At 61.4% G+C, this 16059-nt stretch carries 20 protein-coding genes and 1 pseudogene; 16 read left to right on the top strand and 5 right to left on the bottom strand.

What is annotated here, in order from left to right; genetic code table 11:
* Positions 1–14: 14 nt before the first annotated feature.
* Positions 15–422, top strand: coding sequence for a PaaI family thioesterase (locus IB274_RS02800; RefSeq protein ID WP_139791665.1), 408 nt, complete (start codon positions 15–17; stop codon positions 420–422).
* Positions 423–508: 86 nt separating this feature from the next.
* Here IB274_RS02800 and IB274_RS02795 read toward each other — a convergent pair whose 3' ends face one another.
* The gene (locus tag IB274_RS02795) at positions 509–1831 is read right to left on the bottom strand and encodes an OprD family porin (protein ID WP_192430555.1); all 1323 of its coding nucleotides are present in this window, start codon (positions 1829–1831) and stop codon (positions 509–511) included.
* A gap of 715 nt (positions 1832–2546) precedes the next feature.
* Here IB274_RS02795 and IB274_RS02790 point away from each other — a divergent pair.
* Positions 2547–2972: an HIT family protein gene (locus tag IB274_RS02790; protein ID WP_138215296.1), complete on the top strand. Its 426-nt coding sequence runs from the start codon at positions 2547–2549 to the stop codon at positions 2970–2972.
* Positions 2973–2975: 3 nt separating this feature from the next.
* Complete coding sequence (locus tag IB274_RS02785) at positions 2976–3182, top strand: SlyX family protein (RefSeq protein WP_192430554.1); 207 nt, start codon at positions 2976–2978, stop codon at positions 3180–3182.
* A gap of 70 nt (positions 3183–3252) precedes the next feature.
* Here the strand turns inward: IB274_RS02785 and IB274_RS02780 are convergent, their stop codons facing one another.
* From IB274_RS02780 to IB274_RS02775, 3 genes and pseudogenes are all read right to left on the bottom strand, one after another.
* Complete coding sequence (locus IB274_RS02780) at positions 3253–3492, bottom strand: cold-shock protein (RefSeq protein WP_192430913.1); 240 nt, start codon at positions 3490–3492, stop codon at positions 3253–3255.
* A gap of 93 nt (positions 3493–3585) precedes the next feature.
* Positions 3586–3849 (bottom strand): annotated as a pseudogene (locus tag IB274_RS29910) (cold shock domain-containing protein membrane protein); the annotation flags it as partial.
* A 216-nt stretch (positions 3850–4065) separates the two neighbouring features.
* On the bottom strand, positions 4066–4536 hold the full coding sequence (locus tag IB274_RS02775) for a Dps family protein (RefSeq protein WP_017522111.1): 471 nt from the start codon (positions 4534–4536) through the stop codon (positions 4066–4068).
* Between the two features lie 240 nt (positions 4537–4776).
* Between IB274_RS02775 and IB274_RS02770 the strand changes: the two genes are divergently transcribed.
* The 13 genes from IB274_RS02770 (at position 4777) to ybgF (ending at position 15476) form a co-directional block, all read left to right on the top strand.
* Complete coding sequence (locus IB274_RS02770; protein ID WP_017522110.1) at positions 4777–5046, top strand: FmdB family zinc ribbon protein; 270 nt, start codon at positions 4777–4779, stop codon at positions 5044–5046.
* A gap of 43 nt (positions 5047–5089) precedes the next feature.
* Positions 5090–6868, top strand: coding sequence for an aspartate--tRNA ligase (gene aspS, locus IB274_RS02765; RefSeq protein ID WP_024763363.1), 1779 nt, complete (start codon positions 5090–5092; stop codon positions 6866–6868).
* 73 nt (positions 6869–6941) lie between these two features.
* Entirely contained in the window at positions 6942–7688 is a 747-nt protein-coding gene (locus IB274_RS02760; RefSeq protein ID WP_192430553.1) for a YebC/PmpR family DNA-binding transcriptional regulator, read from the top strand.
* A 114-nt stretch (positions 7689–7802) separates the two neighbouring features.
* Positions 7803–8327, top strand: a complete 525-nt coding sequence (gene ruvC / locus IB274_RS02755; RefSeq protein WP_192430552.1) for a crossover junction endodeoxyribonuclease RuvC — start codon at positions 7803–7805, stop codon at positions 8325–8327.
* 34 nt (positions 8328–8361) lie between these two features.
* On the top strand, positions 8362–8967 hold the full coding sequence (gene ruvA / locus IB274_RS02750; protein ID WP_192430551.1) for a Holliday junction branch migration protein RuvA: 606 nt from the start codon (positions 8362–8364) through the stop codon (positions 8965–8967).
* 10 nt (positions 8968–8977) lie between these two features.
* On the top strand, positions 8978–10036 hold the full coding sequence (gene ruvB, locus IB274_RS02745; RefSeq protein ID WP_192430550.1) for a Holliday junction branch migration DNA helicase RuvB: 1059 nt from the start codon (positions 8978–8980) through the stop codon (positions 10034–10036).
* A 52-nt stretch (positions 10037–10088) separates the two neighbouring features.
* Positions 10089–10535: a tol-pal system-associated acyl-CoA thioesterase gene (gene ybgC / locus IB274_RS02740; protein ID WP_192430549.1), complete on the top strand. Its 447-nt coding sequence runs from the start codon at positions 10089–10091 to the stop codon at positions 10533–10535.
* 1 nt (position 10536) lies between these two features.
* A complete protein-coding gene (gene tolQ / locus IB274_RS02735; RefSeq protein ID WP_045210353.1) occupies positions 10537–11232 on the top strand; it encodes a protein TolQ in 696 nt (231 codons plus the stop codon).
* A 24-nt stretch (positions 11233–11256) separates the two neighbouring features.
* Complete coding sequence (gene tolR, locus IB274_RS02730) at positions 11257–11721, top strand: protein TolR (protein ID WP_026079377.1); 465 nt, start codon at positions 11257–11259, stop codon at positions 11719–11721.
* A complete protein-coding gene (gene tolA, locus IB274_RS02725; RefSeq protein WP_192430548.1) occupies positions 11718–12773 on the top strand; it encodes a cell envelope integrity protein TolA in 1056 nt (351 codons plus the stop codon). The genes tolR and tolA overlap by 4 nt, the downstream gene beginning before the upstream one ends.
* Positions 12770–14068: a Tol-Pal system beta propeller repeat protein TolB gene (gene tolB, locus IB274_RS02720; protein WP_192430547.1), complete on the top strand. Its 1299-nt coding sequence runs from the start codon at positions 12770–12772 to the stop codon at positions 14066–14068. The genes tolA and tolB overlap by 4 nt, the downstream gene beginning before the upstream one ends.
* A gap of 52 nt (positions 14069–14120) precedes the next feature.
* The gene (pal, locus tag IB274_RS02715) at positions 14121–14627 is read left to right on the top strand and encodes a peptidoglycan-associated lipoprotein Pal (RefSeq protein WP_017522099.1); all 507 of its coding nucleotides are present in this window, start codon (positions 14121–14123) and stop codon (positions 14625–14627) included.
* A 6-nt stretch (positions 14628–14633) separates the two neighbouring features.
* Positions 14634–15476 carry a tol-pal system protein YbgF gene (gene ybgF / locus IB274_RS02710; RefSeq protein WP_192430546.1) on the top strand — a complete coding sequence of 281 codons (843 nt, stop codon included), beginning with the start codon at positions 14634–14636 and terminating at the stop codon, positions 15474–15476.
* Positions 15477–15550: 74 nt separating this feature from the next.
* Here ybgF and IB274_RS02705 read toward each other — a convergent pair whose 3' ends face one another.
* Complete coding sequence (locus tag IB274_RS02705) at positions 15551–15754, bottom strand: YegP family protein (RefSeq protein WP_192430545.1); 204 nt, start codon at positions 15752–15754, stop codon at positions 15551–15553.
* Positions 15755–16059: the final 305 nt, after the last annotated feature.

Below are 16059 nucleotides of genomic sequence, written 5' to 3'. Positions count from 1 at the left end.
GTGGTGTGAGTCGATTGAATGCAGCGCAGGTACAGGCGTTCATCCGGGCGGGATTGCCCATGGCGGACGAGATGGATTTCCGCATCGATGCCCTGGAAGGGCGTAGCGCCTTCGCGCGGATTCCCTTCCATGGAAAGCTGGTGAGACCGGGCGGGACGGTGTCCGGGCCTACCATCATGGCACTGGCGGACGCGGCGATGTACGCGGTGATCCTGGCGCAGCTGGATAACGTCGAGATGGCTGTTACTTCCAACCTGAATATCAACTTTCTCAGCAAGCCCAAGCCGGAAGACCTGCTGGCCGAGGCGAAGATATTGAAGCTGGGGCGCCGGCAGGTCGTTTGCGAAGTAGCTGTCTACTCGGTCAGCAATCCGCAGGAGTTGGTTGCTCATGTAACTGGCACTTATGTATTGCCGATGTAACAGATACGTTCGAAGTTGTAGGTAAGTTGCAATAAAAAAGCCCGGCAGATGCCGGGCTTTTTCAGTTACCTGCAGTTCGTTCTGGATTACAGAACGGACAGCGGGTAGTCGATGATCAGGCGGAATTCATCGATGTTGCCTTCAGCCTGGTCGGAGTTGGCGCGGTGCCAAGCCTGACGAGCGCGGAAGGACAGGTCTTTTGCCGGGCCGCTCTGGATGACGTATTTGGCTTCCAGGTTGGTCTCGCGGTGTTTGCCGTCCGGGCCATAACCATAGTTGGCGTAGGGGCTGGTCGGATCGATCTTGTCGCCGTCGATGTCCTTACCGTAGATGTAGCGGCCCATGAAGGTCAGGCCCGGAACACCGTACTCTTTCATGTTCAGGTCGTAGCGGCCTTGGATGGATTTTTCACCTGGGCCGTTGAAGTCGGAGTACTGAACGGAGTTGGCGAGGAAGATGGAGTCGCCGCCAGCGTTGTTGTCGCCGATCCCGATGTAGTCGAACGGGGTGTTGCCGTTCACTTTCTGGAAGGCCAGGGTCAGTGTATGGGCGCTGATGGTGTAGGCGGCGGCCAGCGAGAAGGTGTTGTTGCTGATGTCGCCGAGCTTGGCAGAACCTTCGTCGCGGGTGTTGTAGTAGTTGAAGTCCAGGCCGAGGGACTGATTGTCAGCGATCGGCAGGGTGTAGTTCAGGTTTACGTAGTACTGGTTCCACAGGTCTTCGACCTTGGCGCCGTACAGCGAAGCGGAGAACTGGTCGTTGATGGCGTACTTGCCACCCAGGAAGTCAGCGCTGTTGGCGGTAACGCCACCGTATTGGGACCAGATCTCACCGTCACGGTTGGTGGTGTCCTGGCCAGTACCGGAGTAGAAGTGACCGCCTTCCAGATCCAGGCCGTCGATTTCGCTGCTCATCAGGCTGAAGCCGCTGGCGGTTTGCGGCAGCAGACGGGTGCCGCCTACAGCGAACACCGGAGCGGTGGGCTGCATGTCGCCGAATTTCAGCTCGGTCTTGGAGATGCGGATCTTGACAGCTGCGCCGGCCTTGCCGAAGTCGTCAGCCTTGTCGCCGTCATCATGAACCGGCAGGTTGCCTGTGCCGCCGTAGCCGCTGCCACCGTCGAGTTTCAGACCCAGGTAGCCGAAAGCATCAACGCCGAAACCAACGGTGCCTTGGGTGAAGCCGGAGTTGTAATTGGCCCAGAAACCTTGGGTCCAGTCACGGGCATCGGTGGCGCCGTCTTTCTTGTTGCGATTGAAGTAGTAGTTGCGAACCAGGAAGTTCAGGCTGCTGTCTTCGACAAAGCCTTTAGCGTCAGCCTGATTGCCTACGAAGGGCTCGGCCATTGCCAGTTGCGTGGTGCCTGCAGAAACGGCCAGGGCGATGGCGCTCCACTTCATCACTTTCATTGTGATTGCTCCTTTGGTTTTGAAATTATTCGCCATCACTAATGCCGCGGTGACGGCTCTTTCTTTTTTTGTCGGCGCTAACTTATAGCACGCGTGTTCAGTTGGCGATAGTTGCCCAAATGAACACACAAAATCTTTACGGGGCTGTCGCAAAGCTGCATGACGCATGTCGCATTCAAGCAGTTCTCATGGTGCAAAAAGAGATTGCCCCCTGATTGCTTCATTGATGCTTCAGTCCTTGTGGTTCTCTATTCCATTGACCACTTCTTAAGTTCTCTCGCCTCCGCGTCCACTTCTCCAAAGGGGTGGCCGTCGGTGCGCTGTCCTTGCCTCTAGCAACAACCGTGCACAAATGCCCGGAGCCGCCTTCACAGTGTTCGTCTTGCGACGCGTTGACGCATTTCACGGCTTCCGTTGGGGATTTGCAACATCCATGAGCACGCATGTCGTTTTCTGGCATCCCGTAGTTGTAGCTGTTTAAACGGTTTTTCGCTGCTGATTGCCGGGATTGCCGTGCAGATTCCTGCACGCGCCTGTTGTCGGGATGTGTCAATTCGCGCCATGCACGATCCTGGTGCGGCGCTGCAAGGGACGTGCTCCAGCGCGATGCGTCGGTCGGGCATGTTCGCCGGAAGGGCTCTCTAGTATTCTTCGCGCCCTTCGGCTCCCCCGTGGAGCTAGGCTTAAACAAGGCTCGTCGAACAGGAGAGGTCTTATGTTCGCCCTGGATTCCCGTCTCCAGCAGGACACCGTTGCGCTGGGTGATTTCCCGCTGAGCAGCCTGCTGTTGATGAATGACTCGCAGTACCCGTGGTTCATCCTGGTTCCGCGTCGCGAAGACGTCAGTGAAATCTTCCAGCTGGATTCCGCCGATCAGCAACAGTTGTGGCGCGAAGCGACTCAGCTGGCAGAAGTGCTCAAGGACACTTTCGATGCAGACAAGATGAACGTGGCCAATCTCGGTAACGTCGTCAGTCAACTGCATGTGCATGTAATTGTGCGCAAGCAGGATGACGTCGCCTGGCCGGGGCCGGTCTGGGGCAAGCATCCGGCGGTTCCTTATAAAGAAGAAGAGCTGGCGCGGGTGCGCGAGAAGCTTCGCATGGCGCTGGGCGATGGCTTTCGCTTCAGTCAGGAGTGAATGATGGATCTGGAAACTCGAGTGATGGACCTGGAGAGCCGGCTGGCCTTTCAGGATGACGCACTGCAGACCCTAAGCGACGTGGTCTACGAGCAGGAGCGGGTGATCGAGCGCACCCGTCTGCAGATGCAGGCGCTGCTCAAGCGCCTGGAAGACCTGCAGGGCCAGGTTGGTGTGGCGGAAGATGATGTTCCGCCGCCGCACTATTAGGCCGCACTGTTAACTAGGTGCGGAAATAAAAAAGCCCGCCGATTGGCGGGCTTTTTCATGGTGCCGTGAATTAGCGGCGGTTGGGCAGGGCGGCGATCACGTCCTCCGCTTGCAGGCCCTTGTCGCGCTGCACCACCGAGAACTCCACGCGCTGCCCTTCGATCAGGATGCGGTGGCCCTCGCCGCGGATGGCGCGGAAGTGGACGAAGATGTCCTCGCCCGAGTCGCGGGAGATGAAGCCGAAGCCCTTGGAGGTGTTGAACCACTTCACGGTGCCGGTTTCGCGGTCGACGCCGGCGAAGGTTTCGATGGCGATGCTGGTGCTCGGTTTGTTCAGGCTTGCGATCCATTGCAGGACAACGGCGCCCGCCAGGCTCAGCAGCGGCAGTACGATGGCTGGCTGTTCGCCGATGAAGGGTAGCGGGGCGAGCAGGATCAGCACCTGCAGCACCACGGCCAGAACCACCAGGGCAGTGGCCAGGCCTTGCAGGGCCGAAGGCTGTTTCAGGTTGCTGCCCGGGGCGAGCAGGAGGCTGGTCAGGCCGAGCAGAGCCAGGTAAATGGCATCGCTCTGTTGCAGGTAGGGCAGGGCATCACTGCGCAGACTCGGGATAAGGGACAGCACGAGTGCGGCAACGCCCGTCACGAGATGGACGACTTTGAGCATGGCTACGGATTCACCTTGAGCGGGTAACGAAAAAAGAAGCAGCCGTCACCAGGTTCCACGCCGGATAAGAAAATGAAAGCGTGTCGGACGGCCTATGCGCTAAACGCACGGCGGTTATTTAACCGCAAACCACTTGCCTTCTCAAATCAACCGCTTAGGCCATTCGTAGGGGAAGGAAGGCCCGCCGACTGGCGGGCTTCCTTATATAAGGAGGGATCACTCGGCAAGCAGGCTGCGCAGCATCCAGGCGGTCTTCTCGTGGACCTGCATGCGCTGGGTCAGCAGGTCGGCGGTCGGCTCGTCCGCCACCTTGTCGGCCAGCGGGAAGATGCTGCGTGCCGTGCGCACCACGGCTTCCTGTCCTTGCACCAGCAGGCGGATCATCTCCTGGGCGTCCGGCACGCCTTCTTCTTCCTTGATCGAGGACAGGCGAGCGTAGGCTGCGTAGGTGCCCGGCGCCGGGAAGCCCAGGGCGCGGATACGCTCGGCGATGCTGTCGACGGCCAGCGCCAGTTCGTTGTACTGACCCTCAAACATCAGGTGCAGGGTGTTGAACATCGGGCCGGTGACGTTCCAGTGGAAGTTGTGGGTTTTCAGGTACAGCGTGTAGGTGTCGGCCAGCAGGCGCGACAGGCCGTCAGCGATGGCGGCGCGATCCTGTTTGGCGATTCCGATATCGATGTCCATGGCGATCTCCTCATCGTGCATGAATGATTTAAAGCGCTGGATTCGAGGCTATCACCGGGGAAGGTGCGAAGCTCTTGGTCTATATCAAGGCAATCGATTGAGCATTTCTATTAAAAGGCGGTGCGCCCGGCGGGCTTTTTCGCCACCGGAGCCCGGCTGCAACCTGCGGATTTTTCAGGCTATAATCGGCCTCTTTGCCGCGGGACGCGGACCCGTGGCGTTACACAGCCAAGGTGTTCCATGCCGATTTACGAGTACCAGTGCCAGTCCTGCGCGCATCAGCTGGAATCGCTGCAGAAGATCAGCGATGCGCCGTTGGTCGATTGTCCGGCCTGCAAGGCTCCCGAATTGAAGAAGATGTTGTCGGCTCCGGGCTTCCGCCTGGGCGGCAGCGGTTGGTACGAGACCGACTTCAAGACCGGAGCGAAGAAGAACCTGGCCTCCGGCGATGCCCCAGCGGCCTGTCCGGCCACCGGTTGCGGTGCCGGCGCCTGCTCCGCCAGCGAATGAGCGGTTCCCTAGAATTCAAGACTTTCGAGAAGCGAAACACACCATGATGCGCAGCCACTATTGCGGCCAGTTGAACGAGAGCCTGGACGGCCAGGTAGTCACTCTTTGCGGTTGGGTACACCGTCGCCGCGACCACGGCGGGGTGATCTTCCTCGACGTGCGTGATCGTGAAGGTCTGGCCCAGGTGGTGTTCGACCCGGATCGCGTCGAGACCTTCGCCAAGGCCGACCGCGTGCGCAGCGAGTACGTGGTGAAGATCACCGGCAAGGTGCGCCTGCGCCCTGAAGGCGCGCGCAACTCGAACATGGCTTCCGGCGCCATCGAAGTGCTGGGCCACGAACTGGAAGTGCTGAACCAGGCGGAAACCCCGCCGTTCCCGCTGGACGAATACTCCGACGTGGGCGAAGAAACCCGCCTGCGCTATCGCTTCATCGACCTGCGTCGCCCGGAGATGGCCGCCAAACTGAAGCTGCGCGCGCGCATCACCAGCAGCATCCGCCGCTACCTGGACGAAAACGGCTTCCTCGACGTGGAAACCCCGATCCTCGGCCGCCCGACTCCGGAAGGTGCGCGTGACTACCTGGTGCCGAGCCGCACCTACCCGGGTCACTTCTTCGCCCTGCCGCAGTCGCCCCAGCTGTTCAAGCAGCTGCTGATGGTGGCTGGCTTCGACCGCTACTACCAGATCGCCAAGTGCTTCCGCGACGAAGACCTGCGTGCCGACCGCCAGCCGGAATTCACCCAGATCGACATCGAGACCAGCTTCCTCGAAGAAAGCGACATCATCGAGATCACCGAGAAGATGGTTCGCCAGCTGTTCAAGGAAGTGCTCAACGTCGAGTTCGACGAATTCCCGCACATGCCGTTCGAAGAGGCCATGCGCCGCTACGGTTCGGACAAGCCTGACCTGCGTATCCCGCTGGAACTGGTCGACGTGGCCGACCAGCTGAAGGACGTCGAGTTCAAGGTCTTCTCCGGCCCGGCAAACGATCCGAAGGGCCGCGTTGCCGCCCTGCGCGTTCCGGGCGGTGCAAGCATGCCGCGCAAGCAGATCGACGACTACACCAAGTTCGTCGGCATCTACGGCGCCAAGGGCCTGGCCTACATCAAGGTCAACGAGCGCGCCAAGGGCGTGGAAGGCCTGCAGTCGCCGATCGTGAAGAACATCGCCGAACCGAACCTCAACGAGATCCTCGATCGCGTCGGTGCGGTCGATGGCGACATCGTGTTCTTCGGCGCCGACAAGGCCAAGATCGTCTGCGACGCCCTGGGCGCGCTGCGCATCAAGGTCGGCCATGACCTCAATCTGCTCACCAAGGAGTGGGCGCCGATGTGGGTCGTGGACTTCCCGATGTTCGAAGAGAACGACGACGGCAGCCTGACTTCCCTGCACCACCCGTTCACCGCGCCCAAGTGCACCCCGGAAGAGCTGGAGGCCAACCCGGCCGGCAAGCTGTCCCGTGCCTACGACATGGTGCTCAACGGCACCGAGCTGGGCGGCGGTTCCATCCGTATCCACGACAAGGCCATGCAGCAGGCGGTGTTCCGCGTGCTGGGCATCGACGATGCGGAGCAGGAAGAGAAATTCGGCTTCCTCCTCGACGCCCTCAAGTACGGCGCACCGCCGCACGGTGGTCTGGCCTTCGGCCTGGACCGCCTGGTGATGCTGATGACCGGCGCGGCGTCGATCCGCGAAGTCATCGCCTTCCCGAAAACCCAGAGCGCCGGCGACGTCATGACCCAGGCTCCGGGCACTGTGGATGCCAAAGCCCTGCGCGAGCTCAACATCCGCCTGCGCGAGCAGCAGAAGGCCGCCGAGTAAGTCGATCCAGATTGCCGCGGCGCCCGCAAACCGGGCGCCGCGTGCGAAGCAAACAAGCGATACGGAGTGAGTTATGGCTGGTCATTCCAAATGGGCCAACATCAAGCACCGCAAGGAACGTCAGGACGCCAAGAAGGGCAAGATCTTCACCAAGCTCATTCGTGAGCTGACCGTCGCAGCCAAGCAGGGCGGCGGGGTCCCGGCGGACAACCCGCGTCTGCGCCTGGCCGTGGACAAGGCGCTGACCGCCAACATGACCCGCGACACCATTGACCGCGCCATCCAGCGCGGCGTGGGCTCCAGCGAAGCGGACAACATGGCCGAGCTGACCTACGAAGGTTATGCACCCAGCGGTGTGGCGATCATCGTCGAAGCGATGACCGACAACCGCAACCGTACTGCGGCCGAAGTGCGCCATGCCTTCAGCAAGTGCGGCGGCAACCTGGGTACCGATGGTTCGGTGGCCTACATGTTCGAGCGCAAGGGCCAGATCAGCTATGCGCCGGGCGTGAACGAAGAAGCCCTGATGGATGCTGCGCTGGAAGCCGGCGCCGACGACGTGGTGGTCAACGACGATGGTTCCATCGACGTGTTCACCACTTTCGCCGACTTCATCTCGGTCAACGAAGCGCTGACCGAAGCGGGTTTCAAGGGCGAGGACGCCGAGATCACCATGATCCCGTCGACCACTGCGGCCCTGGACCTGGAAACCGCGCAGAAAGTCCTCAAGCTGATCGACATGCTCGAAGACCTGGATGACGTGCAGAACGTCTATTCCAACGCGGAGATCCCGGACGAGGTGATGGCCCAGTTGGGCTGATCCCACCGCCGGCGCTGGTCTGAAGCCGGAAGCGGGAGTGGTCGTCAGCGGCGCCTCCCGCTTCCGGTTTTTGTTTTGAAGTGCAGCTTACGGACAAGGTTTGATCGGACGGACATGACCCTGATTCTAGGCATCGACCCAGGTTCACGGATTACCGGCTTCGGCGTGGTGCGCGACACCGGCCGTGGCTGCGAATACGTGGCATCGGGCTGCATCCGTACCGGCAACGGCGAGCTGTTCGAGCGCCTGCAGATCGTCTTCCGTGGCGTGCGCGAGGTCATCCAGACCTACCAGCCGACCATGATGGGCATCGAGCAGGTGTTCATGGCGCGCAACGCCGACTCGGCGCTGAAACTGGGGCAGGCGCGCGGCGCGGCCATAGTCGCGGCGGCGGAAGAGGGCTTGCAGATAGCCGAGTACACGGCGAGCCAGGTCAAGCAGGCCATTGCCGGCACCGGCGGCGCGGACAAGCTGCAGGTGCAGATGATGGTGATGCATCTGCTCAAGCTCGTGCAAAAGCCGCAGATCGACGCCTCCGACGCCCTGGCCATCGCCCTGTGCCACGCCCATACCCGTCAGAGCCTGGTACCGCATGGCCTGGTCGGTGCCCGCCGTCGCGGCGGCCGCCTGCGCCTGTGATATCCGGAAAAATATTGAGCAAGGACAAACACCCGTGATTGGACGCCTGCGTGGCACTCTGGCGGAAAAGCAACCGCCGCACCTGATCGTCGACGTGAACGGCGTGGGCTACGAGCTCGAAGTGCCCATGACCACCCTCTATCGCCTGCCGAGCCTGGGCGAGCCGGTGACCCTGCACACCCACCTGGTGGTGCGCGAGGATGCCCACCTGCTCTACGGCTTTGCCGAGAAGCGCGAGCGCGAGCTGTTCCGCGAGCTGATCCGCCTCAATGGCGTGGGGCCGAAGCTGGCGCTGGCGCTGATGTCGGGGCTGGAAGTTGATGAGCTGGTGCGTTGCGTGCAGGCGCAGGATACTTCCACCCTGGTGAAGATTCCGGGCGTGGGCAAGAAGACTGCCGAACGCCTGCTGGTGGAGCTGAAAGATCGCTTCAAGGCGTGGGAAAATATTCCTTCCATCGCGCCATTGGTGGTGGAACCCCGACTGGTAACCGCAGTCTCAAGCGCCGAGTCCGATGCGGTCAGCGCGCTGATCGCCCTGGGCTTCAAACCCCAGGAGGCGAGCCGCGCCGTGGCCGCCGTGCAGGAGGAAGGCTTGTCCAGCGAAGAACTTATCCGCCGTTCCCTCAAGGGCATGGTCTAGGTAGATAGTGATGATCGAAGCCGATCGCCTGATTTCCTCTGTCTCCAGTCGTGACCGCGAAGAGCAGTTCGACCGTGCCATCCGCCCGCTCAAGCTGGCGGACTACGTCGGCCAGCCCGTGGTGCGCGAGCAGATGGAGCTGTTCATCCAGGCGGCTCGTGGGCGTCAGGAAGCGTTGGACCACACGCTGATCTTCGGCCCGCCCGGCCTGGGCAAGACCACCCTGGCGAACATCATCGCTCAGGAGATGGGGGTTTCGATCAAGAGTACCTCCGGCCCGGTGCTGGAGCGCCCCGGAGACCTGGCGGCGATATTGACCAATCTCGAGCCTAACGACGTCCTGTTCGTGGACGAGATTCATCGCCTGTCGCCCATCGTCGAGGAAGTGCTGTATCCGGCCATGGAAGACTTCCAGCTGGACATCATGATCGGCGAGGGTCCGGCTGCGCGCTCGATCAAGCTCGATCTGCCGCCCTTCACCCTGGTGGGGGCGACTACGCGCGCCGGCATGCTGACCAACCCGCTGCGTGACCGCTTCGGTATCGTGCAGCGTCTTGAATTCTACGGTGTGGACGACCTGTCCAGCATCGTTGCCCGTTCTGCGAGCATCCTCGGTCTTGAGATCGAGCCGGCGGGCGCGTACGAGATTGCCCGGCGCGCCCGCGGTACGCCGCGGATCGCCAACCGCCTACTGCGTCGGGTGCGGGATTTTGCCGAGGTGCGCGGCACCGGGCACATCAGTAGCGACATCGCCGATAAGGCACTGAACCTGCTGGATGTGGATGAAAGGGGCTTCGATCACCAGGATCGCCGCCTGCTGCTGACCATGATCGACAAGTTCGATGGTGGTCCGGTGGGTATCGACAACCTGGCGGCGGCCATCAGCGAAGAAAGACACACGATTGAAGACGTGCTGGAGCCCTATCTGATCCAGCAAGGCTATATCATGCGCACACCGCGTGGCCGTGTGGTTACCCGGCATGCGTACCTGCATTTCGGCCTGAACGTGCCGAAGCGGATGGGGGAGGGGGCGACGCCGGATCTGTTCGTCCCTGAAGATGGTAATTAATTGCATTTGTAGACGATTGCCGATTGGCAAAGTCTTTACTTGGTTCTAGAGTATGCGCGCGCAACACGGGGGTCAGCCGTTCCAGCAGCGGTATCGGGTCTATTACGAGGACACCGATGCCGGCGGCATCGTCTACTACGTCAACTACCTCAAGTTCATGGAGCGGGCTCGTACCGAGCGGCTGCGTGATCTGGGCTTCGCCCAGTCACAGCTGGCGGGGGAGAACCTGCTTTTTGTCGTTCATTCGGCCGAGGCGCGTTATCACGCGCCCGCTCGCCTGGATGATGAGCTGCTCGTCAGCGCAGAGGTGGAGGAGTTGAACCGTGCGAGCCTGAAGTTTCGTCAACAGGTTCGACGGGCGTCGGATTCGACCTTGCTCTGCGAGGGGCGATTCCTGGTGGCGTGCGTGCGGGCGGACAACCTGAAACCCCGCGCTATCCCAGATGTGTTGCGTGCGGCATTTGCCGGCAGTCCGGACACCCTTTCAGCAGGAGATTAACGTGGAACCGAACGTCGTCGACCATACTTCCATGTGGAGCTTGATCAGTAACGCCAGCGTCGTGGTACAGCTGGTAATGCTGACCCTGGTGGCCGCATCGGTCACTTCCTGGATCATGATTTTCCAGCGCAGCAACATGATGCGCTCGGCGAAGAAGGCCCTGGAAACCTTCGAAGAGCGCTTCTGGTCGGGCATCGACCTGTCCAAGCTCTATCGCCAGGCGGGCAGCAACCCCGATCCGGATTCGGGGGTCGAGCAGATCTTCCGTGCCGGCTTCAAGGAATTCTCCCGTCTGCGCCAGCAGGCCGGCGTTGATCCGGATGCGGTGATGGAGGGCGTTTCCCGCGCCATGCGTGTCGCGATTTCCCGCGAGGAAGAGAAGCTGGAAACCAGCCTGCCCTTCCTCGCCACCGTCGGTTCCACCAGCCCGTACATCGGTCTGTTCGGCACCGTGTGGGGCATCATGAACTCCTTCCGTGGCCTGGCCACCGTGCAGCAGGCCACCCTCGCCACCGTGGCGCCGGGTATTGCCGAAGCGCTGATCGCCACCGCCATCGGCCTGTTCGCGGCCATCCCCGCGGTCATCGCCTACAACCGTTTCGCCGCCCGCTCGGAAATGCTCATCGGTCGCTACTACACCTTCGCCGACGAGTTCCAGGCGATCCTGCACCGCAAAGTGCACACCAGCGACGATTGATCGACGACCAAGAGGTAAGCCGTCATGGCAAGAGTTCGTCACAAGCGCAAGCCGGTCGCGGAAATGAACGTGGTGCCCTACATCGACGTGATGTTGGTGCTGCTGGTCATTTTCATGGTGACCGCGCCCATGCTCAACCAGGGCGTCAAGGTCGACCTGCCCAAGGTTTCCAGCGAAGCGCTGCCGCAGGATAACGATTCCCGCGTGCTCACCATCTCCATCAAGGCCGACAAGACCTACTACTGGAACATGGGCTCCGAAGTGGACCCGGACCAGGGCAAAGCCAGCCAGACTGCCGTGGACCTCGATCAACTGGTCAACGCTGCCTCCGGCATCATGGCCGAGAACAGCCGCCAGGGTAAGAAAGTCCAGGTCTTCGTCCGTGGCGACAAGGCAGTCGACTATGGCTCGGTCATGGCCGTCATGGGCGGTCTGCAGAAGGCCGGAGTCGGCAACGTCGGTCTGATTACCGAGGCACCAGGTAGTTGATGCACCAGCTCGAGCGCTCTCAATCGGAAGGCTACTTCTGGCCCACGGTCCTGGCCGTGGCCCTGCATGTACTGATCTTCGCCATGTTGTTCGTCAGTTGGGCCAGTACGCCTGAACTGCCGCCTTCGCGGCCGATCGTCCAGGCCACCCTGTACCAGCTCAAGTCCAAGAGCCAGGCGACCCAGCAGACTAACCAGAAGATAGCCGGTGAGTCGAAGAAGACTTCGGCCAAGCAATACGAGCAGGAGCAGCTCGAGCAGAAGAAGGCTGAGCAGCAGGCATTGGCTGCTGCGAAAGCCGAGGAACAAAAGAAGGCCGATGCCGCTCAAAAAGCTGCAGATGCCGCTGAGAAGGCCGCTGAAGCCAAGAAGGCAGATGACGCCAAGAAGGCGGCCGATGCCGCTGCGGCCGCCAAGAAAGCGGCAGAGGCGAAGGCTGCCGAGCAGAAACAGCAGGCGGATATCGCCAAGAAGAAAGCCGAGGAAGAGGCCAAGAAAGAGGCCGCTGAGGAGGCGAAGAAGAAAGCTGCCGAGGAGGCCAAGAAGAAGGCCGCCGAGGATGCGAAGAAAAAAGCCGCCGCGGACGAAGCCAAGAAGAAGGCTGCCGCGGTCGAGGCTGCGAAGAAGAAGGCCGCCGCTGCGGCCGCCGCTGCAGCCCGCAAGGCAACGGAAGACAAGAAGGCCCAGGCGCTGGCCGAGCTGCTGTCGGATGACACGCAGCGGCAACAGGCCCTGGCCGACGAGCAAGGTAACGAGGTGGCGGGCAACTTCGACGATCTGATCGTCAGCCTGGTTAGCCAGCAGTGGAGCCGTCCTCCTTCAGCTCGTAACGGAATGAGCGTAGAAGTGCTGATTCAGATGCTGCCGAGTGGCGCCATCACCAACGTGAGTGTGACGCGCTCCAGTGGTGACAAGCCGTTCGACGACTCGGCGGTGGCAGCGGTCAAAAACGTGGGCCGTATTCCCGAACTGCAAAAACTGGATCGCGCCACGTTCGATAGCCTGTATCGTCAGCGCCGAATGGTCTTCAAACCGGAGGATTTAGATCTGTGAGTACCCTGATTCGCTTCGCGCTCTTCGCCCTGGCCCTGGTGGCCGGTGTCGCGCAGGCCGCCGACCCGCTGGTGATCTCCAGCGGTCGTGACTCGGCCGTTCCGATCGCCGTGGTTCCGTTCGGTTGGCAGGGCGGCAACGTCCTGCCCGAAGACATGTCGAACATCATCGGCAATGACCTGCGCAACTCCGGTTACTTCGAGCCGATCCCGCGCCAGAACATGATCAGCCAGCCGGCCCAGGCCAGCGAAGTGATCTACCGCGACTGGCAGGCCCTTGGCGCGCAGTACGTTCTGGTCGGCAGCATCGTGCCCAGCGGTGGCCGTCTGCAGATCCAGTACGCCCTGCTCAACGTGGCGACCCAGGAGCAGGTTCTGACCGGCAGCGTGGGCGGCACTACCGACCAGCTACGCGACATGTCGCACTACATCGCTGATCAGTCGTTCGAGAAGCTCACCGGTATCAAGGGCGCGTTCTCCACCAAGCTGCTCTACGTGACTGCGGAGCGCTTCTCGGTGGACAACACCCGCTACACCCTGCAGCGCTCGGACTATGACGGCGCACGCCCGGTGACCCTGTTGCAGTCGCGCGAGCCGATCCTCTCGCCGCGGTTCTCGCCCGATGGCCGCCGTATCGCTTACGTGTCGTTCGAGCAGAAGCGTCCTCGCATCTTCATGCAGTACGTTGACACCGGTCGCCGCGAGCAGATCTCCAACTTCGAAGGCCTCAACGGCGCCCCGGCCTTCTCGCCGGACGGCACCCGCCTGGCCTTTGTGCTGTCGCGCGACGGCAACCCGGAAATTTACGTGATGGACCTGGGCAGCCGCCAGCTGCGTCGCCTGACCAACAACTCGGCGATCGACACCGAACCCTTCTGGGGGGCGGACGGCTCAACCCTTTACTTCACCTCGGATCGTGGCGGCAAACCGCAGATCTACAAGATGAACGTGAACTCGGGCGCTACCGACCGCGTGACCTTCATCGGCAACTACAACGCCAACCCGAAACTGTCGGCGGACGAGAAGACCCTGGTCATGGTTCACCGCCAGGACGGTTTCACTAACTTCCAGATTGCAGCTCAGGACCTTCAGCGCGGTAATCTCCGGGTACTTTCCAACACCAACCTGGATGATTCGCCCACTGTTGCGCCAAATGGCACGATGCTAATATACGCCACCCGCCAGCAGGACCGGGGCGTGTTAATGCTCGTGAGCATCAACGGACGTGTTCGGTTACCGCTACCCACCGCTCAAGGCGACGTGCGCGAGCCTTCCTGGTCCCCTTACCTGAACTGACGGTTGCCAACTGTTTCAAATTTATACACTGGGGTTCATTAGGAGTTACATGATGGAAATGCTGAAATTCGGCAAATTTGCCGTTATCGCCCTCGCCATGGCTGTTGCCGTCGGCTGTTCGTCCAAGAAAGGCGATGCTACTGGCGAAGGCGCCAATGGCGGCGTTGATCCGAACGCTGGCTACGGCGCCAACAGCGGTGCCGTTGATGGCTCCCTGAGCGACGAAGCCGCTCTGCGCGCTATCACCACCTTCTACTTCGAGTACGACAGCTCCGACCTGAAGCCGGAAGCTATGCGTGCCCTGGACGTACACGCCAAGGACCTGAAGGGTTCCGGCCAGCGCGTAGTTCTGGAAGGTCACACTGACGAGCGCGGCACCCGTGAGTACAACATGGCTCTGGGCGAGCGCCGTGCCAAGGCCGTTCAGCGCTATCTGGTACTGCAGGGCGTTTCCCCGGCTCAGCTGGAACTGGTTTCCTACGGCAAAGAGCGTCCGGTTGCCACTGGCCATGACGAGCAGTCCTGGGCCCAGAACCGTCGCGTTGAGCTGAAGAAGTAAGACCTGATGCCGATGCGCCTGCGTTTTCTGACCTTGATCGCATGCGGACTGCCCCTAATGGCGGCAGCCGCGGTTCCGGTACAGGACGGTAATGGCGGCTATGCCAGCACACCGCCCTCGGGTTATGGCACCGCAGGCGCCGATGGCGCCTACGCCGGAGGCGGGATGACTACTCCCGTCTCCGGTCAGGCTCAGCTGTTCATGCAGCTGCAGCAGATGCAGGACGAAATGTCCCGTCTGCGTGGCATGCTCGAAGAGCAGCAGAACCAGATCCAGCAAATGAAGCAGGAAAACCAGGAACGCTTCCAGGACATCGACAGCCGCCTTTCAAGCGGTGCAGGTGCAGGAGCGGCAGGTGCTGCTGTTCAACCCAATTCCCCCGCTGCCGGCGCAAGTGCCGGAGTTGCCGCAGGCGCAGGCACTGCCGCCGCCCAGCAACAGCAGCCCGCCGCCAGCAGCGAGCCGGGTGACCCGGCAAAAGAGAAGCTCTACTACGACGCCGCCTTCGATCTGATCAAGGCCAAGGACTTCGACAAGGCCAGCCAGGCCTTCGGCGCCTTCCTGCGCAAGTACCCGAGCAGCCAGTACGCTGGCAACGCGCAGTACTGGCTGGGTGAGGTGAATCTCGCCAAAGGTGACCTGCAGGGCGCCGGCCAGGCTTTCGCTCGCGTCAGCCAGGCCTACCCGAGCAGCGCCAAGGTGCCGGACTCGCTGTACAAGCTTGCCGACGTCGAGCGTCGCCTGGGCAACAACGACAAGGCTCGTGGCATCCTGCAGCAGGTCGTGGCCCAGTATCCGGGTACTTCCGCTGCACAACTGTCCCAGCGTGACCTGAAGAACCTCAAGTAAGGATTCGCCCACAAAAAAAGCCCGCATTGATCGCGGGCTTTTTTTGTGGGCGCCGGACAGCACATGGCGAGTCGTCAGGGGCGCAACTGCTCATAGTGTTCGTCGCCGCGGATGGGCGCTTCGGCTCCATGTTGCAGTAGTGCGATGGAGTGTTCGCAATCGGTGAGGTTGTGATAGCTCTCCGAACTCATGGCGATGATTTTCGAGTTCTTCGCCACGAATCGCCAGCGCCATTCGTGGCGGATGTCCTTGTAAACATGGAAGTGCGCAACCGTCATACAGTTCTCCTTCATGGCGTGGGGCCGGTCTTGTGCGCCGGTCGGGTGACGTTAACAGCGCGGCGCGTGCCTAGGGACGGTGCTCACCGAGTCTGACGTGGCTAACGGAAAGCGATGACCCGCCATTGCATGTTTCGGACGCTCCGATCTTCGGAAGGCGAGGGCGACTTCTGGTAGAATCGTCGCCGCTCTCGGAAGCGACAGTGGTTTCAGCTCGGCTGATGTCTGCTGTGCTCCGGGCTTTGCCGGGTACTCCACCGTACCCACGACTCCAACGCAACGGAGGCGGATGGCCTGTGTAGCCG

The organism is Pseudomonas sp. PDM18 (assembly GCF_014852585.1).
Lineage (GTDB): Bacteria > Pseudomonadota > Gammaproteobacteria > Pseudomonadales > Pseudomonadaceae > Pseudomonas.
Note: the sequence above shows the minus strand (reverse complement) of the source record. Positions and strands in the feature narration are given on the sequence as shown.